General features: G+C 56.7%; 25 protein-coding genes. 9 read left to right on the forward strand and 16 right to left on the reverse strand.

Annotated features, from left to right (window positions below):
- A partial coding sequence (locus H5P17_RS13305) for an autotransporter outer membrane beta-barrel domain-containing protein (RefSeq protein WP_182823408.1) occupies positions 1–886 on the forward strand: 886 nt, incomplete at its 5' end.
- A 66-nt stretch (positions 887–952) separates the two neighbouring features.
- Here H5P17_RS13305 and H5P17_RS13310 read toward each other — a convergent pair.
- The 8 genes from H5P17_RS13310 to H5P17_RS13345 all read right to left on the reverse strand — a co-directional run bounded on the left by H5P17_RS13310 (position 953) and on the right by H5P17_RS13345 (position 7,086).
- Positions 953–1,273, reverse strand: coding sequence for a hypothetical protein (locus H5P17_RS13310; protein ID WP_182823410.1), 321 nt, complete (start codon positions 1,271–1,273; stop codon positions 953–955).
- A 265-nt stretch (positions 1,274–1,538) separates the two neighbouring features.
- On the reverse strand, positions 1,539–2,534 hold the full coding sequence (locus tag H5P17_RS13315; RefSeq protein ID WP_182823412.1) for an amidohydrolase family protein: 996 nt from the start codon (positions 2,532–2,534) through the stop codon (positions 1,539–1,541).
- The gene (locus H5P17_RS13320; protein ID WP_044548811.1) at positions 2,531–3,103 is read right to left on the reverse strand and encodes a 3-hydroxyanthranilate 3,4-dioxygenase; all 573 of its coding nucleotides are present in this window, start codon (positions 3,101–3,103) and stop codon (positions 2,531–2,533) included. Before H5P17_RS13320 ends, H5P17_RS13315 begins: the two co-directional genes overlap by 4 nt.
- A 39-nt stretch (positions 3,104–3,142) precedes the next feature.
- Positions 3,143–3,562 (reverse strand): RidA family protein, encoded by a 420-nt coding sequence (locus H5P17_RS13325; protein WP_182823414.1) that lies wholly within the window; start codon positions 3,560–3,562, stop codon positions 3,143–3,145.
- Positions 3,559–4,341: a 2-keto-4-pentenoate hydratase gene (locus H5P17_RS13330; RefSeq protein WP_182823416.1), complete on the reverse strand. Its 783-nt coding sequence runs from the start codon at positions 4,339–4,341 to the stop codon at positions 3,559–3,561. The genes H5P17_RS13325 and H5P17_RS13330 overlap by 4 nt, the downstream gene beginning before the upstream one ends.
- On the reverse strand, positions 4,338–5,375 hold the full coding sequence (gene dmpG, locus H5P17_RS13335) for a 4-hydroxy-2-oxovalerate aldolase (RefSeq protein WP_182823418.1): 1,038 nt from the start codon (positions 5,373–5,375) through the stop codon (positions 4,338–4,340). The genes H5P17_RS13330 and dmpG overlap by 4 nt, the downstream gene beginning before the upstream one ends.
- The gene (locus tag H5P17_RS13340; RefSeq protein WP_044548815.1) at positions 5,372–6,319 is read right to left on the reverse strand and encodes an acetaldehyde dehydrogenase (acetylating); all 948 of its coding nucleotides are present in this window, start codon (positions 6,317–6,319) and stop codon (positions 5,372–5,374) included. The genes dmpG and H5P17_RS13340 overlap by 4 nt, the downstream gene beginning before the upstream one ends.
- Positions 6,316–7,086, reverse strand: a complete 771-nt coding sequence (locus tag H5P17_RS13345; protein ID WP_182823511.1) for a 2-keto-4-pentenoate hydratase — start codon at positions 7,084–7,086, stop codon at positions 6,316–6,318. The genes H5P17_RS13340 and H5P17_RS13345 overlap by 4 nt, the downstream gene beginning before the upstream one ends.
- A 296-nt stretch (positions 7,087–7,382) precedes the next feature.
- On the opposite strand from H5P17_RS13345, the gene H5P17_RS13350 reads away from it, so the two are divergent.
- The 4 genes from H5P17_RS13350 (at position 7,383) to H5P17_RS13365 (ending at position 11,805) form a co-directional block, all read left to right on the forward strand.
- Positions 7,383–8,372, forward strand: coding sequence for a LysR substrate-binding domain-containing protein (locus tag H5P17_RS13350; protein WP_182823421.1), 990 nt, complete (start codon positions 7,383–7,385; stop codon positions 8,370–8,372).
- Positions 8,373–8,522: 150 nt separating this feature from the next.
- Positions 8,523–9,995 carry a 2-hydroxymuconic semialdehyde dehydrogenase gene (locus H5P17_RS13355; RefSeq protein WP_370570039.1) on the forward strand — a complete coding sequence of 491 codons (1,473 nt, stop codon included), beginning with the start codon at positions 8,523–8,525 and terminating at the stop codon, positions 9,993–9,995.
- Positions 9,996–10,064: 69 nt separating this feature from the next.
- A complete protein-coding gene (locus tag H5P17_RS13360; protein WP_182823423.1) occupies positions 10,065–11,429 on the forward strand; it encodes an MFS transporter in 1,365 nt (454 codons plus the stop codon).
- 232 nt (positions 11,430–11,661) lie between these two features.
- The gene (locus H5P17_RS13365) at positions 11,662–11,805 is read left to right on the forward strand and encodes a hypothetical protein (RefSeq protein ID WP_182823425.1); all 144 of its coding nucleotides are present in this window, start codon (positions 11,662–11,664) and stop codon (positions 11,803–11,805) included.
- A 97-nt stretch (positions 11,806–11,902) separates the two neighbouring features.
- Here the strand turns inward: H5P17_RS13365 and H5P17_RS26550 are convergent, their stop codons facing one another.
- Together H5P17_RS26550 and H5P17_RS13370 are read right to left on the reverse strand one after the other, a co-directional pair.
- Entirely contained in the window at positions 11,903–12,064 is a 162-nt protein-coding gene (locus tag H5P17_RS26550; protein WP_220496837.1) for a YnfU family zinc-binding protein, read from the reverse strand.
- A 314-nt stretch (positions 12,065–12,378) separates the two neighbouring features.
- Positions 12,379–13,440 carry an aldo/keto reductase gene (locus tag H5P17_RS13370; RefSeq protein ID WP_182823427.1) on the reverse strand — a complete coding sequence of 354 codons (1,062 nt, stop codon included), beginning with the start codon at positions 13,438–13,440 and terminating at the stop codon, positions 12,379–12,381.
- 96 nt (positions 13,441–13,536) lie between these two features.
- Here H5P17_RS13370 and H5P17_RS13375 point away from each other — a divergent pair, with 96 nt between their 5' ends.
- The 3 genes from H5P17_RS13375 to H5P17_RS13385 all read left to right on the forward strand — a co-directional run bounded on the left by H5P17_RS13375 (position 13,537) and on the right by H5P17_RS13385 (position 17,385).
- Positions 13,537–14,430, forward strand: coding sequence for a LysR family transcriptional regulator (locus H5P17_RS13375; protein WP_182823429.1), 894 nt, complete (start codon positions 13,537–13,539; stop codon positions 14,428–14,430).
- 148 nt (positions 14,431–14,578) lie between these two features.
- Positions 14,579–15,130 (forward strand): flavodoxin family protein, encoded by a 552-nt coding sequence (locus tag H5P17_RS13380; protein ID WP_044548820.1) that lies wholly within the window; start codon positions 14,579–14,581, stop codon positions 15,128–15,130.
- Between the two features lie 806 nt (positions 15,131–15,936).
- Positions 15,937–17,385 (forward strand): GGDEF domain-containing protein, encoded by a 1,449-nt coding sequence (locus H5P17_RS13385; protein WP_255477913.1) that lies wholly within the window; start codon positions 15,937–15,939, stop codon positions 17,383–17,385.
- Positions 17,386–17,390: 5 nt separating this feature from the next.
- Here the strand turns inward: H5P17_RS13385 and H5P17_RS13390 are convergent, their stop codons facing one another.
- Both H5P17_RS13390 and H5P17_RS13395 read right to left on the reverse strand, forming a co-directional pair.
- Positions 17,391–17,552, reverse strand: a complete 162-nt coding sequence (locus H5P17_RS13390) for a YnfU family zinc-binding protein (RefSeq protein WP_182823433.1) — start codon at positions 17,550–17,552, stop codon at positions 17,391–17,393.
- 292 nt (positions 17,553–17,844) lie between these two features.
- Positions 17,845–18,324 carry a cold-shock protein gene (locus tag H5P17_RS13395; RefSeq protein WP_044552831.1) on the reverse strand — a complete coding sequence of 160 codons (480 nt, stop codon included), beginning with the start codon at positions 18,322–18,324 and terminating at the stop codon, positions 17,845–17,847.
- 166 nt (positions 18,325–18,490) lie between these two features.
- Here H5P17_RS13395 and H5P17_RS13400 point away from each other — a divergent pair, with 166 nt between their 5' ends.
- Positions 18,491–19,000: a VOC family protein gene (locus tag H5P17_RS13400; protein WP_182823435.1), complete on the forward strand. Its 510-nt coding sequence runs from the start codon at positions 18,491–18,493 to the stop codon at positions 18,998–19,000.
- 30 nt (positions 19,001–19,030) lie between these two features.
- On the opposite strand, the gene H5P17_RS13405 is transcribed toward H5P17_RS13400, so the two are convergent.
- Genes H5P17_RS13405 through H5P17_RS13420 form a run of 4 tightly spaced genes read right to left on the reverse strand, consistent with a single transcriptional unit; the run spans position 19,031 to position 22,272 of the window.
- A complete protein-coding gene (locus H5P17_RS13405) occupies positions 19,031–19,858 on the reverse strand; it encodes an amino acid ABC transporter ATP-binding protein (RefSeq protein WP_044548825.1) in 828 nt (275 codons plus the stop codon).
- Positions 19,859–19,867: 9 nt separating this feature from the next.
- Positions 19,868–20,755, reverse strand: a complete 888-nt coding sequence (locus H5P17_RS13410) for an amino acid ABC transporter permease (RefSeq protein WP_044548827.1) — start codon at positions 20,753–20,755, stop codon at positions 19,868–19,870.
- Positions 20,756–20,801: 46 nt separating this feature from the next.
- Positions 20,802–21,329, reverse strand: a complete 528-nt coding sequence (locus tag H5P17_RS13415; RefSeq protein WP_182823437.1) for a GNAT family N-acetyltransferase — start codon at positions 21,327–21,329, stop codon at positions 20,802–20,804.
- A 10-nt stretch (positions 21,330–21,339) separates the two neighbouring features.
- Positions 21,340–22,272, reverse strand: coding sequence for an ABC transporter substrate-binding protein (locus tag H5P17_RS13420; protein ID WP_182823439.1), 933 nt, complete (start codon positions 22,270–22,272; stop codon positions 21,340–21,342).
- Between the last annotated feature and the right edge of the window lie 5 nt (positions 22,273–22,277).

Consider the following 22,277-nt stretch of genomic DNA (forward strand, 5'->3'; position numbering starts at 1 on the left):
GAACGGCCGCCTGCGTCAGGCGGAAGGGCTGGCGACCTCGCCGGACATCAAGGCTGACGACGACGGTGGCGCCTGGGCACAGCTGCTGGGGGCCTGGGACCACGCGTCGGGCGATGCCAACGCCACGGGCTATCAGGCATCGACCTACGGCGTGCTGGTGGGGCTGGACTCGGCGCTGGCGGATGCATGGCGATTAGGGGTCGCGACCGGTTATACCCGCACCTCGCTGGACGGCGGCTATGGCTCGAATGCTGACAGCGACAACTACCACCTGGCGGTGTACGGCGGCAAACAGTTCGGTGAACTGGCGCTGCGTGCCGGTGGGGGTTACACCTGGCACCGCTTCGATACCTCACGTTCGGTGAACTACGGCATGCAGTCGGATCGCGAAACCGCGAAGTACAGCGCGCGCACCGAGCAGGTGTTCGCCGAAGCGGGATACAGCATAAAAGCGGCCTGGGTGAATCTGGAGCCGTTCGCCAATCTGGCGTACATCAACTTCCAGAACAACGGCATCTCGGAAGACGGCGGGGCGGCGGCGATGCACGGTGACAAACAGCACACAGACGCGACGGTCTCGACGCTGGGGCTGCGTGCAGACACCGAGTGGCAGGCGAGCAAAACCACCGCGGTGGCGCTGCGCAGCGAGCTGGGGTGGCAGCATCAGTACGGCGATCTGGATCGCGGAACCGGGCTGAAGTTCAGCGGCGGCAACTCACCGTTCGTGGTGAACAGCGTGTCGGCGTCGCGTGACGGTGCGGTGCTGAAAGCCAGTGCGGAAGTGGCGGTGAACAAGAACGCCACGCTGTCGCTGGGCTATGGCGGGCTGCTGTCGCAAAACTACCAGGACAACAGCATCAACGCCGGTTTTACCTGGAAGTTCTGACGGGCGATAAAAAGCGTGGCCAGATATTGGGCCACGCTTAATCAATAGGGTGAAGATCAGGGGGTTTTAAGAACAACGGAATGTCAGACGCGCAACGCCATTGAGCAGCACATGCGAATCTGTTTCTAACTTCACTTCTTTCATCCCTTTATTTTGTGCCTTACAGTAATCAGAGGCTTTTTTATTTGCTGCACCTTCCGCTCCCGATATTCGACCAGCAAAAGGAGCGGCTTCCACCTCGGTGAAATAGTCGCCGTTCGGCAATGTTTTTACATCGGCTTGATAGGTGAGGCCCAGGCCATTAATTTGAGTTTTATCATTTTGCACTGCACATCCGCTGAGTATTGTGCTCGCGACAATGATGACTGGAATGATTATATTTTTCATGTTGTTAAATTCCCTTTATTGGTGTTGAGGGAGTAGTTTAAGCGAGCCTTTATAAACAATAACCCAACGAATCATGATCGGTGATTTACCCGGTAAAGGAGCTTTTTTCTTGCCGAACGTCATATTTTAAAATGGGAAGATTGGGGTTAACAACAACCACGAAACGTGTCGGCAGTATCTGGGGTTTCGATGAGGAACGATATCGATTGGGGAGGGGAAGGAAGTAAGTTCGGGAACGAATATTTTCGCTCCCGAAGCGTGGATATTACTCGTTTGGCAACGAGAAAAACGACTGCGCGTTCTCACCCAAAATCTGGCGTTTACTGTTCTCCGGCAAGGCAGAGCTGCTGACCAAATGGCCAATTTGTTGCTCCCCCAACGGGAAAGGGGCATCCGAGCCCAACATGACTCGATCGGCCCCCAGGGTATCCACCAGGAGTTGTAAAGCCAGCGGATCGAACACGGCGGAGTCGACGAAGAAGCGATCCAGATAGCTTGAAGGTTTATGCGGGCAATCTTCACGCACGATATCGCGCTGCTCCCAGGCGTTATCGACCCTTCCCATCAGGTAAGCAAAGCTGCCGCCTCCGTGGGCAAAGCAGAGTTTCAGGCTGCGCGGCAAGCGTTCGAAGGCGCCGGAGAGAATCAAAGAGAGGATCGCCAACTGCGTTTCCGCCGGCATTGCCACCAGCCAGGGCAGCATCCATTTCTTCATGCGTTCCGAGCTTCCCATCATATCCCAAGGGTGCACCAGCACCGGGATACTCTCGTGGGCGCAGTGGGTCAGAAAGGCGATCAGCGATTCATGATCCAGATCCCTTGCCCCTACGTGATTGCCTATCTGCACGCCAATATGACCACAGGCTTTTGCACGACTGGCCTCGCGGCAGGCGGCCTCGCTGTCCTGCAGCGGAACCTGCGCCAGCACCTTCAACCGTCGCGGGTTGGCAGACGCCATTTCCAGCGCCCGATCGTTCATCAATTGGGCCCAGGGCAGGGCGCGGTCAATAGCAACGTCATAGGCAAACATGACCGGCGTGGCACACATTATTTGAATATCGATCTGCTGTTCATCCAGCTGTTCCAGACGGCGTTCGGCATCCCACAGCGCGTCATAAACCGGTCGAAAAGGCTTATCATTGAGCATGATCTGGCCTTCGCGTCCGTGGGTTGCCAACCAGGGAGCCCGCTCAACATCCAGCCTGGCAGCCTCTTGTTGGCTGATTTTAGGGAAAAAATGCGAGTGGATATCTATTTTCATCGGTTTTCTGTTGCCTTCAGTGTGCGATGCCAGGTTTGTGCATCGCGGCTTGGGTGAATTTCGCCGCACTGGCTGCAGCGGCGCTCTTCATCGCTGGTTGCATAAAATTGTTCATAAACCGGAGGGAGATCCGCCACGATGCTCTTGAGGTTCATTTCATATCTTTTGATCAGGTTGCCACAGGCCGCGCATGACCACTGTATGGCGTCCGGTTCATTTTCCGGGCGCTTCCGCTCCAGCACCAGGCAGAGGCTGCCCTCTTCCGGGCGTTGAGGAGAATGAAGCACGTGGGGCGCCATCAGGAAAATGTCCCCTTCACGCAGGTCGATGCGGTCATAACGGCCGTCATCCCAGATGTTCAGATAGGCATTCCCTTTAAACTGGTAGAAGAACTCCTCCACCGGGTTGTCATGAAAATCGGTGCGCTGATTCGGCCCACCGACGACGGTGACCATGTAATCGCTGTCCTGCCAAATCTGTTGGTTATTGACCGGGGGTTTGAGCCGATGCGCGTTACTGTCTAGCCAAGTATTGAAGTTGAGCGGAAATCCATATTTGAAGTTAGACATTGTTATTCTCCGATTCGTAGGGCAGAGGATATGCACAGGTTATTTTTGGGGCTTATAAGCGATGGCCTTGATTTCAATTAACAAGTGCGGGTGGGGCAGTTGGTGTACCGCCACGGTGGTGCGGGTCGGGCCTTCGTAGTCAAAATAGTCGGCATACACCGCGTTATAACCGGCAAAATCGTTCATGTTGACAAGAAAAGCGCCGATCTCGACAACATCATTCAGATCGGCTCCGACACTGCGCAGAATGTCGCGGATATTATCGAGCACCGCCCGAGTCTGCACGTCGATATCCAGGCGGGTTGCGCCCATGGCATCGGCTTCGGCCCCGGCAATGCTGTTGTCCGGTAATCTGGCGCTGGTGCCGGAGACAAACAGAAAATCGCCGGCTCGTTTCACGTGTGGAAAGCGTCCGCGTGGGGCGGCTTTTCCTTTAACAACCACAGCCTGGTTACTCATAGCTTGCCCTCGGTATGAAATGCCGTTCGCCCAAAACCGGAGATATCGACGCTGACGTGCAGCCCGGGGCGTAAAGCTTCTGCTGCGGTCGCCGCACCTGCGAGGATCACCGAGCCGGCAGGCAACACGCGTTCTTGTTGATGCAACAGGCTGGCGATCTGCACCAGTGCGCGCAATGGATGCCCAAGAATAGCTGCGGTGCTGCCAACCTGCACCGGACGCCCATGAAAGTTCATCACCACACCCAGGTTATCGATGGCGCGCTGCGGGTTCTGCATGGCCCCTACGACAAATTTGGCGGATGAGCAGTTGTCGGCCACCACGTCTTCAAGGGTGAAGCGAAAATCACGGTAGCGGGAATCGATAATCTCCAGCGCAGGGCATACCCCTTCAAGCACCCGGCCGGCTTCGGCCAAGGACAGCGGGCCATTGATCTCTTTGCCGGTGATAAAACAGAGTTCAGGTTCCACGCGCGGGTGGATCAACTCCTGCAGATCCAGCATTCCCCCTTCTTCAATCTGCATGGCATCGGTCAGTTCTCCCCAAATAAGATGGTCAACGCCCATTTGCTGCATTTTGGCGCGGCTGGTGAAACCCAACTTCAGGCCGACGCGGCGCTCACCGCGCTGCTCGCGTAGCCGGATCCCTTCAGCCTGTATCCGATAGGCAGTGGGAAGATCCAGCGCAACCTGTCCGGTGAGCTGTGCCGTGGCTTTCTGGCTTAGCGTGGCCTGGTCCAACTGAGTGGCCAGTGCGGTAAGATCCATGACTTTGCTCATGCGGTTTTCTCCTGCGGTCTGTTTCGCTGGGCCAGCAAATCCAGGGCGACGTCAACGATCATATCTTCCTGGCCGCCCACCATCCGGCGGCGGCCGATCTCCAGTAAGATATCGGCGGTTTTGAGCTGATACTGTTGTGCGGCCTTCTCGGCATGGCGCAGGAAGCTGGAGTAGACACCGGCATACCCCAGCGACAGGCTTTCACGATCGACGCGTACCGGGCGATCCTGCAATGGCCGTACCAGATCGTCTGCCGCATCCATCAGCTGCAGCAGATCGCAACCGTGGTTCCAGCCCAGGCGTTCGGCGGTGGCGATAAACACCTCAAGCGGCGCATTGCCGGCACCGGCACCCTGGCCGGCCAGCGAAGCATCGACCCGCTGGCAGCCTTCCTCCACCGCGACAATCGAGTTGGCGACGCCGAGCGATAAATTATGGTGAGCGTGCATGCCGATTTCCGTGTGTTCATCGAGCACGTCGCGCAGCGCGCGGAAGCGATCGCGGATATCGTGCATCAGCATGGCACCGCCAGAATCGACCACGTACACGCAGGTGGCCCCGTAGGACTCCATCAGCTTTGCCTGCTGTGCCAGATGTTTGGGTTCAGCCATGTGGGACATCATCAGAAAACCGACGGTATCCATTCCCAGTTCGCGCGCATAGCTGATGTGCTGGCGTGAGATGTCCGCCTCAATACAGTGAGTGGCGACGCGCACTACCCGCGCGCCAGCATCATAGGCATTACGTAAATCATGAACGGTGCCGATGCCGGGCAGCAGCAGCGTCGCAATCCGGGCACGGTTGACCGACTCTGCGGCAGCGGCAATCCACTCTACGTCGCTGTGTGCGCCGAAGCCGTAGTTGAAGCTGGAGCCGGATAGCCCATCACCGTGGGCCACTTCAATCGAGTCCACGCCGGCGCGATCCAATGCGGCGGCGATTTGCCGCACCTGAGGCAATGAATAGCGGTGGCGTACGGCATGGGAACCGTCACGCAAAGTGACATCGGAGATATAGAGTTTTTTCATCTTCATGCTCCCTGACCTTGCAGCAAGCGCCTTGCGATATGCTCACCGCAGGCCAGTGCGGCTGACGTCATGATATCGAGGTTGCCGGCATAGGCCGGTAAATAGTGGGCGGCCCCTTCGACTTCCAGGAAGATGGATACTTTCAGGCCTCCTTGTGGGCCCAAATCCGGATAAAGATGCGCATCGGCCGGGGCTATGGTTTCAAACTGGACTTCCTGCTTCAGGCGATAGCCGGGTACGTACTCTTGCACTTTGGCCACCATGGCAACCACCGCGTCGGTAATCGCTTGGCGATCGCTCGGTGGCGTCAGGCAGAAAACGGTATCACGCATCATCAAGGGCGGTTCGGCCGGGTTGAGGATAATGATGGCCTTGCCCCGCCTTGCACCGCCCACACTTTGCAATGCCAGCGCGGTGGTTTCGGTAAATTCGTCGATGTTCGCGCGAGTGCCGGGCCCCGCAGAGCGGCTGGAGACCGAAGCGACAATTTCGGCATAGTAAACCTCGGTGACGCCGGCGACGGCGGCCACCATCGGAATGGTGGCCTGTCCGCCACAGGTGACCATGTTCAGGTTTGGCGCATCGCTCTGGGTTGCCAGGTTTACCACCGGCACCACGTAGGGACCGATGGCTGCCGGGGTCAGGTCGATCACCCGAACGCCATGCTGTTGCAGCAGTTTATTGTGATGCGCGTGCGCCCCGGCCGAGGTGGCGTCAAAAACCACTTTGATTTCGCTGAAGTCGGGCAGCGCGAGCAGGCCATCAATACCTTCAGGCGTCGTCGCCACGCCCAGCCGATTCGCCCGCGCCAATCCATCGGAGGCAGGATCGATTCCGACCATCGCGGCCATTTTCAGGTGCCGGCCCTGGCGCAGGATCTTGATCATCAGATCGGTGCCGATATTGCCCGAACCGATGATTGCAGCAGCAATTTGCGCTGAGTTGCTCATTGATCACCTCCTGTAGCAGAGGCGAAGCGGGTGCTGACCTGACCGAGGCCCTCAATGCGGGCGCTAAACACATCCCCGGCGCAGGCCGCGACCATTGGCCCCAGCGCGCCAGTGAGGATGATATCGCCGGCTCGCAGGGCGTTACCGCGTTGCGCCAGCGTGTCTGCCAACCACAAGGCGGCAAGCAGCGGATTGCCCAGACAGGCCGCTCCAGCGCCCACCGAAACCGGTTCGCCCGCGCGCTCCAGCACCATGCCACAGCCCAGCAGATCGACGTCCTTCAACTGCACCGGGCTGTTGCCCAGCACGAACAGGCCGCAGGAGGCGTTGTCGGCAATGGTGTCTGCCAGTGAGATATCCCAGCCGGCGATGCGGCTATCAACCACTTCGAGAGCGGGCAGCAGATAGGCGGTGGCGCGGATCAGATCGGCGAGCGTGTTTTTTTCATGGGGAAGATCCTGTTCAAGTACCAAGGCGATTTCGGCTTCCACCTTGGGCTGAATCAGCCGTCCGGCGGCAATCTCTTCACCGTCACACAGCGCCATGTCGGCGAACAGCTGGCCGAAATCCGGTTGATTGACCCCCAGTTGGCGTTGTACCGCCGCCGACGTCAGTCCGATTTTGCTGCCCACCGGCCGCTGTCCCTTTTGGATCCGCTCCTGGTTATTGAACCGCTGTACGGCATAAGCGGCATCGATATCCTGAGAACCCACCAGGTGGCGAACCGGCGAGCAGGGGCGGCCACTCTCGGCGGCTTGTCTGAGCATTTTGGCGGCTTCATGGTGTTCAGGCTTCAGTGAATTTGACACATGACTCTCCTGTTATGCGCCACGAGTGAACGTGGCCGTTTTCCCTGCGGCCGGGTATTGCCGTGAACCATGCCCTTGAAGAAAGAGCGCGTTGGCGAACATGATTTAGCCAGCCGGCGAGAGTGGATACAGGGCAGTCTAATCAGATGGCCAATAAGCGAAAATGAATAAAGTGGCTTTTGCTATTCCCTAAAGTTATGCCATAGTCGCCAGACAAGGCGCCTGGGCCAGACGATTTTTGGGAGTAAACGACCATGAATGAACGTTCCCCTTTTAACGTTAGCGATATGATCCTGAATCGGCTCAAGCTGCGTCCGCTGCTGATTTTTGACCGGGTATTACGCAATCAGTCGATTGCTCGTGCGGCTCGGGAACTGAATCTGACCCAGCCCGCAGTGACCAAAGCGATCCGCGAACTGGAACAACAGCTGGATACCCTGCTGTTCGATCGTAATAATCGGGGCGTGACCCCAACGGACTGCGGTGTGCTGCTGGGAGAACGGGTTAAGTCGGTGATTGCCGAGCTGCGCTACCTGACCGATGAACTGAACACCTTTAAGGGCGGCGTTGTCGGGCATGTCGTGGTGGGAACGCAGATCTCGGCCAGCGCCAGTTTGTTGCCGCGCGCTATCTTGTTGCTGAAAGAGCGGGCACCCAAAATTTTAGTCAGCGTAAGGGAAGGGCCGCAGGACTACTTATTTCCTGCGTTAGCGACCGGTGAGCTGGATGTGGTGGTGGGGCGTTTGCCCGAACCCGATGCGCCTCTGACTGGCCGAATGGCGCTGAGTCACCGGGCGTTATATTGCAACAGCCTTTGCGTGGTGGCCGGCAGTCGCCATCCGCTGGTACAAGAAGCCAATCTTAACCTGCAACACCTTGCGCCCTGGCCGTGGATCCTGCCGCCGCTCGACTCGCCGGCCCGGCGCGTTGCCGATCAATTCTTCAAAGAGTCCGGGTTGCCGGCCCCTGAAAATATCGTGGAGTCATTGTCGCTGCTGACCAACGTCAACCTGCTGGTGGATTCTTCATTCCTTGGCCTGATGCCGACCGCCGCGGCGCGGCGCTTTATTGCTGCCGGCCTGCTATTCCAACTGCCGCTTGGCGACGTGGGCCCCTCCACCGAGGTCGGGTTTTCCATCCGTGAAGATAAGCCTTTGACGCCGGCGAGCCGGCAACTGATTGAATGCCTGAAATTGGCGGTTCAGGAAGACAATACGTTGCCTGGCTATAACCAAACGGCATAGCAAAGCCCGCTTTATTCATTTTCACCTTATTTCAACGGCTCCCTACACTGCGTAACGATACCCGGCCGAGGCTCCCCTCCAACGGCGTTGCTTTCAGACGCCAATGGCAGGCTTCTTCGTGCCGCTTTGTGACTCAGGAGGAACAGTGCCGTGGCAATTTATCAATCCGCGCCGGATTTACCCTTGTATATCGACGGTCAGTTTGTCGATGGGATCCGACAGTTCGACAATATCAGCCCCGTTGATGGACATCTCGTTTCGCGCGTTGCCGAAGCGGGGGAAGCGCAGGTCGCGGCAGCGGTTAAGGCCGCTCATGCCGCACTCTCAGGGCCCTGGGGGCAACTGAGCGTGCCGGAACGTGTTGCGCTATTGCACCGGGTAGCCGAGGGTATCGAAGCCCGTTTTGACGAATTTGTCGCGGCAGAAGTGGCGGACACAGGGCGCCCCGAGAGTCTGGCTCGTACGCTGGACGTTCCCCGAGCCATTGCCAACTTCCGCACTTTCGCCGATCTGGCCGCAACCGCGGTCAATGAATGCTGCGAAACGCCACAGGCCGATGGCGGCCTGCTGTTCAACTATACGGTCCGCAAACCGCTTGGGGTGGTGGCCGTGATTTCTCCCTGGAACCTGCCGTTGCTGCTGCTGACCTGGAAGCTCGGGCCGGCGTTGGCGATGGGTAACACCGTGGTGTGCAAACCGTCGGAAGAAACGCCCTCTTCGGCAACGCTACTGGCGCAAGTGATGCATGAGGCCGGTTTGCCTGCCGGGGTCTTTAATCTGATCCACGGTTTTGGACCGGGTTCTGCGGGGGAATACCTTACCCGCCAGCCAGAGATTGCCGCCGTTTCCTTCACCGGTGAATCTCGTACGGGCAGCGCCATCATGAAAGCGGTGGCGGATGGCGTAAAAGAGGTCTCTTTCGAATTGGGCGGCAAAAATGCCGCGGTGGTGTTTGCCGATGCTGACTTTGAGGCGGCGGTTGCCGGCGTGGCACGTTCTTCGTTTTTCAATACCGGGCAGGTCTGTTTGTGCTCTGAGCGGGTTTATGTGGAACGCCCGATCTTCGAGCGTTTCGTCGCGGCATTAAAAGAACGGGCCGAAGCCTTGAAAATAGGCTATCCCGATGAAGAGGGCGTGGATCTCGGCCCGCTGGTGTCGCAAAAGCACCGGGATAAAGTGCTTTCCTACTTCGCGCTGGCGCGTAGCGAAGGAGCAAACCTGATCACCGGGGGAGAAGTGCCGGTATTCGGTGACGAGCGCGATAACGGCTCCTGGATCCGCCCAACCATTTGGACCGGGCTGGACGACGACGCACGCTGCGTGCGCGAAGAGATTTTTGGACCGGTATGTCACATATCGCCTTTCGATAGCGAAGAGGAAGTGCTGGCGAGGGTCAACGACAGCCAATATGGCCTGGCGTGCGCGTTGTGGACCAGCCAGGTAGGGCGAGCGCATCGTCTGGCAAGGCGTATCCACACCGGTATTGTCTGGGTCAACAGTTGGTATGCCCGCGATCTGCGTACCCCGTTTGGCGGCAGCAAACTTTCCGGTATGGGTCGCGAGGGTGGCCGCCACTCTTTGGATTTTTACTCTGAAATCAGCAATGTCTGCATAAAACTATAATCGCTCACCGGCTGCCGCCAGCCCGTGGCAGCCCGCAGAGTCCCCTCTTCGCTGAAGGAGCCTGACCTCATGTCTCATTCCCCACCTCTGGATATTGAAAGCTTCATCGATAGCGCGGGGTTTTCCCCGTTCCAATGGCTACTGCTGCTGCTGTGTTTTTTGGTGATTTTCATGGACGGTTACGATATGGCCGCGATTGCCTACGTGGCTCCTTCACTGTTGGACGAATGGGGAGGGCAGAAGGCCGAACTGGGGCCGGCCATGAGCGCGGCGTTGTTTGGTTTGGCTTTTGGTTCGCTGCTGTCCGGGCCGCTGGCGGACAGGGTGGGCCGCAAACCGGCGGTGATCTATTCCGTATTGTTGTTTGGGGTGTTCAGTCTGGCTACCGCCTGGTCATCTTCGATAGGATCATTGACCCTGTTGCGCTTTATTACCGGATTAGGGTTAGGGGCTGCGATGCCCAATAGCATCACGCTGCTGTCCGAATACTGCCCCAGCAAACGGCGCACCATGATAGTCAGTGCCATGCTTTGCGGCTTCCCGCTGGGGGCGGCCGTCGGTGGCCTGCTGGCCTGTTACCTTATCCCTTCATTTGGCTGGCGTTCGGTGCTGGTGGTGGGGGGCGTCGTGCCTATCCTGCTGTGCGTAGCCTTGCCCTGGTTACTGCCGGAATCGGTGCGTTATATGGTACTTAAGGGCTATCCCAGTGCCCGTATTCGCGCCATTCTGCGGCGTATAAAGAAGGAAGGCGTCGAGCGGGCAGAGCAGTTCGTGATTGCGGACAGAATTGCCGACGGACACTCCGCGATCCGCGCCATTTTGAGCTCTCCTCATCGCACTATCACCGGCTTGCTGTGGCTTAGCTGTTTTATGAGCATGCTGGTGTTTTATATGATTGTTAGCTGGATGCCCCTGTTGCTAAAAGAGGCGGGGCTGTCGGTGCTGCAATTTTCCCATATCAGCGCGCTGTTCCCGTTAGGCGGTGGCGTGGGATCCATACTGATCGGTTGGGTGATGGACCGCCGTGAACCCAACAAAGCATTGGCTTTGACCTATCTGATTGCCGGGTTATTGGCCTATGGCGTAGGGTTGGCGGTCGGCAACGTCACCCATACTCTGCTGTTGGGTTCACTGGTGTTCTTTATGGGGTTTGTTTCTGGTGGCGGGCAGTCTGCACTGGCGTCGCTGGCCGCTTCGTATTATCCCACCGGTTGCCGAGCTACCGGGGTGGGCAGCATGTATGGCGTGGGGCGTTTTGGTGCCATATCCGGTGTGCTCGCCGGCGCTGAATTGTTGCGTCATCAGTACCCTGCGACGACCATTTTCAGCCTGTTGCTGATCCCGGCCTGGTTGGTTTGCCTGGCGCTAATGCTGAAGTATTTCAGCGGGCGGCGGCGAGAGCCACTGTTGACCCGCCTGCAGGATAAACGCTGAATACGGCGCCCACGATTGGTGCACTGCATCGCTCAACTGTCTTCTTATTCCACCGTTGAGGGAACTGCGGGGCCGGGTTGATTCGCTTATCTGCATCCTGAAGAAATAATTCGGGATTGAAGCCCTGGCTGTGCGCTGGGGCTTTGGTTTATGTGATCCGATCGGTGAACAATTGAGCTTTTGTTTATGCTGCAGCGTTAAAATACAGCCAAATGCCCATTAGGATCTCACCGTGCGTAAATCAAAATTCTTGCTGGTAACGTTACTCTGCCTGTGTGCAGCTACCGCGCTTTATGTATTGGCCTACCGGTCGCTGGGTCATTATCTCAGCGACGGCGAGAAAGCCTACCCCGATATCAGCATTGAAATCCGCTAAGACCCGCCATCCTATCCCAACTGGCTGCTTTGTACCGCCGCGGCAGTGCCGGTTTGGGCCGTATTTATAACGTCGCAGCATCGCCAATGAAAAGGCGCTATTTTTCGTCGGGAAGGAAATAATGCCCGCACTTAGGGCAGATCATGGTGATGTTTTTACGCACTTTGCGACCGTTTTGCTCAGAAGCGTGGGCGCATTTTGGGCAGATCACTTTTACTGATGAGTCACTGAACATCTTAAGGGCATCAAAGATAGACATATCTTTCACCGGGTAGATGTAAGGAGCCTCAGTCTAGCATTGGCCGGGGTTAATAGCCCTTTATTGATTGTTTATTAATCATTTTTGTGAGGGCGGCGTGGTGACGCTGGGCCCTGCATCAAACGCCGCCGCAGTAAAAATGTCACATTTCCATCCGAGGTTACATCTGCCGGAGCAACCTTACGCAGGCATGACAGTTCTATACATTGTGGCTGGTAATTTAACAGCTACCCGATGATGTTGTGTGTTATCCATTCCCTGTAGTGTATTACCCCATCCCTGTTAAGTTTATCCCGCCTTGTGCGGGATTTTTTTTATCTGCGTGCAATCGCCAGTCCGCCAAACATAATGTCGCGAGTGGCCTGCAGCGCCAGAAAATCATGGGGGAAACCGAGCTCGATGGCACTGGCGGTTTCCAGCCGTTGCCATTGTTCTTCTGTGAGCTGGACGTCTAACGCGCCCAGATTATCTTCCAATTGCGCCAGCGTACGTGCGCCAATGATAGGGGCGGTCACCGCCGGGTTACGCAGCGTCCAGGCCAGGGCCACTTGTGAAGGGCTGAAGCCGGATTCGTCGGCCAGCGCCTGGACCTGAGCGGCAATCGAAAGGTTGCGTTCGGTCAGCATGCCCTTATTGCGTACCATTGCGCGCCTTGTCCCGTTCTCTTCCCCCATGGGCTGCAAATCACGTCGGCTGTATTTACCGCTTAAGATACCGCCGGACAGCGGTGACCAGGGGATCACGCCGAGGCCCAGTTCCTGCGCCATCGGGATCAGCTCGCGCTCGACGGTGCGTTCCAGCAGGCTGTATTCGATCTGCAGGCCAATCAGCGGTGTCCAGCCGCGCAACTCCGCCAGGGTTTGCATTCTGGCGGCCTGCCAGGCGGGTAGATCCGAAACGGCCAGGTATAACACCTTGCCGGCGCGCACCAGGTCATCCATGGCGCGCATGATCTCTTCCACCGGGGTGGTGAAGTCCCAGGCGTGTAGATACAGCAGGTCGATATAATCGGTATTCAGGCGCTGAAGGCTGTCTTCCACTGAGCGCACCATACTCTTGCGATGGTTGCCGCCGGAGTTGGGATTATCGGGTTGCATGGGCAGCGTGTATTTGGTGGCGATCACCAACCGATCGCGGCGTCCGGCGGCGAACTCTCCCACAAAGCGTTCGGCGCTGCCTTCGGTATAGCGGTTGGCGGTATCGATGAAATTGCCGCCGCGTTCGACATAAATATCAAACAGGCGGCGTGCTTCCGCCTGTTCCGCCCCCCAGCCCCAGTCGCTGCCGAAGGTCATGGTGCCGAGCGCCAGCGGCGAGACGCGCAGGCCTGAACGGCCCAGCAGACGGTAGTGATTGAGGGCCAGTGATGTGTGCATTGGGTATTCCTCTGTGGTTTTTTCCCAGAATAGGCCCCGTGATACTCTGATTGAATACGCTATAATCTGCATGAATTATTAAGCGCAGGAGGCATAATGAGGGGAAGTGACTTTGCAGAGCTGCGCGCTTTTGCTGCCATTGTGGAACATGGCGGTTTTGCCCGCGCCGCAGCGCAACTGGGCATGTCCGCTTCCGCGCTCAGCCAGACTCAGCGTAATCTGGAAACGCGGTTGGGCGTTCGGCTGCTGAACCGAACCACTCGCAGCCTGGCGCTTACCCAGGCGGGGGAGCAGCTGTTGGCGCGCCTTTCGCCGGCCTTGGCCGAAATTGAGGCCGCCGTGACCCAGACGGCAGCGCTGCGTTTACAACCGGCGGGCACGTTGCGACTCAATGCCTCCGGCTTGGCGGCGATCTATTATCTGGCCCCGTTGCTGACCCCGTTTAATGCACATTATCCCGATATTGTGGTGGATCTGAGTGTGGATGATAGGCTGGTGGATATTGTTGCCGCCGGTTTCGACGCGGGCGTACGTCTGCATGAGCGGCTGGAAAAAGACATGGTGGCGGTCGCGCTTGGGGGGGAACAACGCATGTGCGTGGTCGCCTCGCCGGCATACCTGGCCCGTTTCGGTACGCCGCAAACGCCGGAGGCGCTACGGCGGCATCGTTGTCTGAATACTCGCTGGCCGACCAACGGTAGCCTCTATCGCTGGGAGTTCGAGCGCGGTGGCGAAAAGCTGGAGATTGCAGTGGAGGGGCCCCTGATCGCGGATGAACCGCAGGTTCTGGTGCGTGCCGCCGTGGAGGGGATGGGGATTGCCTATTTGTTCGAAAGCCAGGTGGCTGAGGCCCTGGGGGACGGAAGGTTGTTGTCGTTGCTCACGGCCTGGACGCCGCCTTTCCCCGGATTTTACCTTTATTATCCCGCTAATCGGCAAATGCCGCGTCCGCTGCGTGCGTTTATCGATTTCGCCAGGCAGCAGGGTTAACGGGCAGCAGTGAGCTGATATGCATCCGGTTTTTTTGAATAACTCTGTCAGATAAATTTGGTATTCCCTCCAGTGACAGTTAAGTAGATTGGATCAGAGTATCTCCGGGTGCCATCGGCACCCTCATGCAACGATCAGGGAGTTTCTAATGGCGAAGACAGTGGTAATTTTTCACTCCGGCTACGGCCACACCGAACGTTTGGCAAACGTGGTTGCGCAAGGTGCCGAAGCGGAACTGATCGCTATCGATCAGGAAGGCAATATCAGCGATGAAGCCTGGCAAAAACTGGATGAGGCGGATGCCATTATCTTTGGTTCGCCAACTTATATGGGGGGCCCGTCCTGGCAATTTAAAAAATTCGCCGACGCCAGTTCAAAAGCCTGGTTTACCCGCAAGTGGCAGGACAAGGTTTTTGGTGGCTTCACCAACAGCGCCAGCCTGAACGGCGATAAGCAGGTTACGCTGATCGCTCTGCAGACGCTGGCCTCCCAGCATGGCGGCCTGTGGGTCAGTCTGGGTTTATTGCCGGCTAATACCAAGTCGGCGCAGCGTACCGACGTGAACAACCTCGGCGGTTCTGTAGGGCTGCTGGTACAGACGCCTTCGGATGCCGGTGTGGATGAAATGCTGTCGGGCGATCTGGAAACCGCCGCGCTTTACGGCCAACGCGTTGCGGGCTTTGCCGCCAAACTGGCTTAAGTATTATTCCCTTGCACGCTAAAGGGGGAGATTAGCCAGGCACGCTTTTATTCATATGCACACTTTTTCTGCTCATTTTTTCTACACAATTGGGGCGTAAATTAGTGTGTGTTATTAGCCTGCTTGGGCTAACACTGCATTTCGTACAAATATTCCCGGTTCCTAGGCCGGGTTTTTTGTTGCTAAGGTGTGCTTAAGCTTGCGGCGATACCATGAACGGCAGCAGGGCCAGCAATGGCCGTGTCGTAACTGTCAATTAGCTGCTCTTCAAGCGAGCCCGCACTGTGCGGGCTTAATTTGATGACAAACACCCGAAAAGCGTGGTTTTCGGATGTTTGGGGTAAACCTGAAGACATAATCCTTTGTTTTTATTCGCACATAAAACATAACTTTTAAGTACAAAGGACTTTGTCAGCAGTCTGAGCCCGCACTGCGGGCTTTTTTTATGAATTGCGCTTCGTTGCGTGTTACCGGAAAATAATAACCGGCAGTGCGGCTTGAGCGGCAAGTAAAATACCCATCTTATTATTATGGTTTTGGCGTTGTGATGATCGGTGAGGGTTTACGCTATGCTGATAGATATCCTTGAACATTATTTTCGGGCGGGTGAAAATCCGTTTCGCGTTGAAGGATACCGCTGAGCGGTGGCGTTAAGAGCATTCTGTTAATAAAAAACGAATCTATCTTTGTTGCTGATCTGTCTGTATTTTTTAATTTTAACTCTGATTGTTATGTCTTCCTCATCATCTCGGGCGGGGGAATATGCATAGAATTGCTCTGGTGATTATAAATATATGGGTAAGGCGATGAACGCCAGAATAAATGCCAAGCAGGGATTGCCGGTCGCCATCCAGTTGATCACGCTTTTTCTGCTGGCCTATTTACTGTCCCTGCTGGGTATTTTTACACGCCCAATAGGTTCGCTTTCTCTGTTTTGGCCGGTGAATGCGATTTTACTCGGTCTGCTATTACGCAAGCCCGCCTATGCCAGCCCTGCCGGGTGGTTGATCACCTATCTTGGGATGATTGCCGCCGATCTGACTAATGGCGAAAGCCTGGCGCTGGCGCTGTGGCTGAATGCCTGCAATATGTCCCTGATTGCCACCGGCTATGGTGTGATGCTGCTGTTGCCGCAGTCGCAGCGCCGAATGGGCAAGCCTCAGGCCATCCTCTACATGTTCACCGCCAGCCTGAGCGGTGCGGCAGTGGCGTCGACGCTGTCGATTCTGCGCAACGACAGCCTGTACAACAACACGGCGATTATTGCCTGGTTGGCGTGGTTCAGCGAACAGTTCTCGACCAACCTGCTGCTGCTGCCTGTCCTGCTGGCAGCCCCACGAATTAAGCAACTGCTGCGCATGCAGATCAACTGGCAGCTGCGCGCCGGTATGCCACTGCTGGCGCTGCTGTTTTCACTGGCGTTTAGCGTCTATATCGGCGGGCCGGGGGCGATTGCCTTCCCAATACCTGCGTTGCTGTGGTGCGCGGTTCGCTATCAGTTGTTCACCGTGACTCTGCTGACGTTACTGACCGGCATGACCGAGATCAGCAGCATTTCAGCCAACCTGATGCTGTATGAAACGCCGAACAACCACAATGCCTTCCTCGATACGCTGATGTCGGCCCGCCTGGGCATTGCCATGCTGGTCATGGGGCCGCTGATCCTTTCCAGCTCAATCGCGGTTAACCGTAAGCTGCTGCGGCGCCTGGAGCACAGCGCCAACCATGATTTCCTGACGGGCGTGTTGGCGCGTAACGCCCTGACGCGCAAGGCCGGAGAGCTGTTGGACCACAAACTTAAATCGAAAGAAGCGGTGTCCTTGCTGCTGATCGATATCGACCATTTTAAACAGATAAACGACACCTACGGCCATTTGGTCGGCGATCAGGTGTTGGCTTCATTCGCCCACATCGTCAGGCGCGAGCTGCGTCACGATCAGCTGTTTGGGCGTTTGGGCGGTGAAGAGTTTGCGATTATGCTGCCGCGCGCGCTGGCGGCGCAGGGCGTGGCCCTGGCAGAGCATTTACGGCAGTTGGTGCAAAAAGCCGACTTGTCCCCCGGCGGTAAAGTGTCGTTAAACATCACCATCAGCGTGGGTGTCGCCAGTCTGGCGATGAACGAAGTGAAATCGCTGGAACAGCTGATGAATATGGCGGATATCGCGCTTTATCGCGCCAAGTCGCAGGGGCGTAACAGGGTGGAGTCGTTTAATGTGATCAACGGCAACAGCGTGGGCCACATCCTGTTTAAATAAAGGCGTCAGTTCTGCTTGGGTTCAAACTCGGTGCCGCAGTTTGGGCAGATCAGCATGACTTTTTGCTGCAGCATCGAGCACTTTTGGGTCGTCACATAGGCGCATTTCGGGCAGGCGATTTGGGTTGAGCGGTTGATGAAACCTTTAACACTGCTGGTACCAGACATAATAAATGGCCTGTGTCAGGTGAAAACCCACGCTAACACAGGTGGTATCAAATTGCTTAGAATGTTTTATACCCGTCGCCTTTCAAGCTGCAGCGTTGTTACCTGCACTCAATTATGTGGCCCGTCCATGGGCCACACCCCTTTTAGGGGCCTCTGCCAGCAGCGTTCAAATCTGCTCCCGGCAGATTTGTCCCCCAGTTACTTACTGAAGTAAGCGCCTGGGGATGAGCTAGCTGGTCGCCTAGCTACAACTCGAAATTCATAGGGTATATGCGGCTGGCGGTGGTTGTGATTACAGGCTTTTAAGCACTTTCAGCGTTTCGTCCATGTCGATCTCGTGTTCGGAGAAGGTATGGGTTTCGTTCTGGAAGGTGGTGATAGTCAGCATGCGCAGCGTCTGCATGGTCTGGGCCGCGTCCTCAGACTGCGGGCGGATGCGGTTCATCAGCAGGCCAACCGACAGCACGGTATTTTCTTTATCCACGTCTGCTTTCACCGGCACTTCCTTGGTGAAAGTATTGAAGGATTTGATGCTGGTGATTTTGATTCTTTCGTTGGCGATGATGATGTACTTGCTCGACGCCAGCACCTTGACCGCAAATGCCGAAGGGCCTTTGGTGTTGTTGGTCGGTTCGAAAGTCACCGCCGCGTTTTTCTTAATCAGCTCCGGGTTTTGCACTTTAATCACGTGAAAATAACGATTTTCCCCGTTCTCGTCGGTAATAAAGCCAAAGCCTTTGTCTTCAAAAAAAGTCGTTATCTTGCCGTTCATCATCATTCTCATAAAGTCGTTCAATACAGTGCTTATGATAGCGCGGAATGCCTTGCAGTGACAGATTGCGTGCCCGGCATTTGATAATGCGATAACGGCATTTAGCCGCGTGGTGGCCGCATGCTATTTTCAGCCTGACTTTATTCATTTCTGAAAGGGAAAATCGATGGGAATTAAACGGCTTAACCACGCAGTGTTGTATGTCAGCGACGTGCAGCAAAGTGCGGACTTTTATCATCAGGTGCTGGGATTCAAGCTCAAGCCTTCGGGCAGCCCCGATAAAGCGGTGTTTACCCAGGCGGCCGATTCGGACAATGATCACGATTTGGCGCTGTTCAGCAAGAACCTGGGGCAGCAGCGGGCCGGTGTTTTTCGCGCTAACGGTGAGCCGCCGGCGGAAAACGAGCCTCCGGCCGGGTTGTATCATCTGGCCTGGGAAGTCGATAGCCTGGACGAACTGGAGCGCATTCGCGATCAATTGGCGCAGCGGGGCATTCTTGGACTGGAGGAAGACCATGGCGTGCACAAGAGCATCTACGGGCATGATCCGGACGGACTGCTGTTTGAAGTGACCTGGTTTATTCCGGCGGCGTTGCAGACCGAAGAAGATCGCAACCAGCGCGGCATCAAACCGCTGGATTTCGTCGCCGAAAAACGCCGTTTCGCGCAGGCATGATAGAACGGGGCGCCGTTGGGCGCCCTACAGTTACAGAACCTTATTGAGAAAGTTGACGGTGCGGTGATGCTGCGGATGGTTCAGTACCTGCCGCGCATTCCCCTGTTCGACGATTTGCCCATCGACCATAAAGACTATCTGGTCCGCCGCTTCGCGCGCAAAGCCAATTTCATGGGTCACCACCACCAGCGTAACTCCCAGATCCGCCAGTCCTTTGATGACGTCCAACACTTCGCCAACCAGTTCCGGATCCAATGCCGAAGTCGGTTCATCGAACAAAATCACCTTTGGATTCAGCGCCAGAGCACGAGCAATGGCGATACGCTGTTGCTGACCACCGGACAGATGGCGCGGGTAGGCATCCGCCTTGTGCCGCAGGCCGACGGTATCCAGCAACTGATAAGCGACCTCTCTGGCCTGGGCCCGCGAGTAAATCTTATGCACCACCGGCGCTTCAACGATGTTTTCCAGTACCGTCAGGTGCGGGAACAGGTTGAAGTTCTGGAACACGTAGCCGACGTTGATGCGCTGCTTGAGAATGGCGTTTTCTTTCAGTTCATACAGCTTGTCGCCCTTGCGCCGATAGCCGACGTAGTCGCCGTCGATACGGATAAAACCTTCGTCGACGCGCTCGAGATGGTTGATGGCCCGCAGCAGGGTGGACTTGCCGGAGCCGGATGGCCCAAGAATGACCGTGACGGTTCCCGGCTGCAGCGTCAGGCTGACGTCGTCCAGCGCTTTATGCTTGCCAAAATATTTGCTCACGTTGCTGATTTCAATCAGGCCGCGGGCCGGTACCGGGACAATGTTGCGCACCGGCGCTTCGCGCAGGGCATAATAATCAATGGCTTCGGACATGGGATCCTCCTAACGTTTTAACCAGCCGGCCAGTTTCTGCCATGGCGTTGGCGGCAGCTCGCGGACTGCGCCCCGGGCGAAATAGCGTTCGATGTAATACTGAATGACCGACAATGCGGTAGTGATGAACAGGTACCAAACCGTGGCGACCATCAGCAGTGGAATCACCTGCTGAGTGCGGTTGTAGATCACCTGAATGGTGTAAAACAGCTCCGGCAGCGCCAATACGTAAACGATTGAAGTTCCTTTCGCCAGGCTGATGATTTCGTTGAAACCGGTCGGCACGATGGAGCGCAGCGCCTGCGGCAGGATAATGCGGAAAGTGCGGCGATAGCCCGGCAGGCCGAGCGCCGCCGCTGCCTCATGCTGGCCATATTCCACGCCGAGAATGCCGCCGCGGATGATTTCTGCGGTATAGGCCGATTGCACTAATGTGAGCCCCAGCACTGCCACGGAGAACTGGCTGAGAATATCGATGGTCGGATAGCTGGCGAACACCAGTGAAGTAAAGGGAATTCCTAACGAGATCGCATCGTACAGGTATGAAAAGTTATACAGAATAATCAGCACCAGAATCAGCGGCAGTGAGCGGAACAGCCAGATATACCCCCACGCCAGCGAGGCCAGCAGATAAGAGCGTGACAGCCGCGCCAGCGCCAGCAGGGTACCGAAGATGATGCTAAACAGGGTACCAAGCAGCGTCAGCAGCAGGGTCTGCCCCAAGCCCGACAGCACCGCAGGTGCAAAGAACCATTCGGCGAAGACGCCCCATTCCCAACGTTCGTTAGCCGCCACCGACTGGACGATGGCCGCCAGAATAAAGACTGAAAACAGCGCGCCCACCAGCCGTAGCGGGTAGCGTGCAGGAACCACTTTTAACACTTCTTGTTTGGACATTGCAGGTCTCCTGAAACAGATCAAAGGGTGAATAAGGGGCGCTCCCCTAGGCAATCTTCCTTTCCGGCGCACAACAGAGCGCGTCCGCTGTTATCAGGCTTTTACGAAACGGCAGCCGGCCGTCGTAGGGTGGGCGGCTGTAAACTTCACTGTCGACGCTGGGATCGAACTGCGGCTGATAGCCGTTGCTCAAATACAGGCCCACGGCTTCCGGCTGGCGAAAGCCGGTGGTCAGATAGAGCTGGCGATAACCCTGTTCCAGCGCCAGCGTCTCCAGCTGCTGCAATACCCGCTGCGCCAGCCCCTGTCGGCGCAGGTCTGTTCGGGTCCAGATACGTTTGAGCTCGGCAGTTTGCGGATCGTAGCGTTTGAAGGCTCCCATGGCGATGGGCTCGCCGGCCCGCAGCAGCACGGTAAAGGCTCCCTGCGGTGGGGCGTACAGATCCAGCGTTTCCTGCTCCTGGTCACCAAAATAGTTGCCGTAGCGTTGGCGGTACTCGTCAAACAGCCCGGCGATCACCGGCGCGATCAGCGGATCGTTCGGCAGCGTTTGGATAAAAACGTCATTTGCCATCTGCATGCTCCTAATCGCCCAAGCCTTGAGGGTTGATCTCCGAATGCGGGATACGTTCGACGCTTTCCCCCCAGCGATTCAGCACCTGATCGTATTGACCGCCCTGGATCACCCCGTTCAGCGCTTCGTTCACTGCGTACACCAGGCCATTGCCTTTCTTGGTGGTGACGGCGATGTGTGCCACTTTTGGCCAGCCGCCGTCTACCGTGCCAGCCAGTTTGGTTCGGCCATTGAGCGCAGCCTTGTAGGCACCCATGACATTGGGACCGAAGTAAGCATCGGCGCGGCCGGACTGGAGAGCCAGTGTGGCGGCAGCGTCATCGGTGACGTAGATAGGCTGCAGCGGTTTCAGCCCTTGCTGTTGGTTCTGTTTATCCCACTCCAGCAAGATCGCTTCCTGGTTGGTGCCGGAGCCGACGATGATCTTCAGCCCGGCAATGTCTTTCGCCTCTTTAATCGAGGCGATCTTGCCGTTCGATTTCACGTAGAAGCCGAGGGAATCGATGCGATAGGTGGCGAAGTCGAAGCGTGTCTTACGCTCTTTGGTCACGGTGACGTTAGTGATAGCGGCGTCGTATTTTCCGGAGGCGACGCCCAGCGGCCAGTCTTCCCAAGAGGTTTGCACCACGTTAAGTTCCAGGCCCAGGCTGTCGGCAACCAACTGTGCGATGTCGGACTCGCTGCCAATCAACGTTTTATTGTCCGAGGCGAACAGCGCCAGCGGCGGGGTGTTGAGCGCGGCAATCGCCACGGTGAACTTGCCCGGTTGCACGAAATGGAAGCCTTGCGGCAGTTTAGCGATCGCCTGCGGGTTTTTAGCCACGTGGATACGGGTTTCATTGGCTTTTAAATCGATGCCGGTGCCGGCGGCCAGGGCCGAGCCAGCCAGGCTCAACGAAGCCAACAGTGCGGCAACGGCGGTGACGGTAAAGGTTTTTCGCATAGCAG

The organism is Serratia sp. OS31, assembly GCF_014164835.1.
Classification (GTDB): Bacteria; Pseudomonadota; Gammaproteobacteria; order Enterobacterales; family Enterobacteriaceae; genus Serratia; species Serratia liquefaciens_A.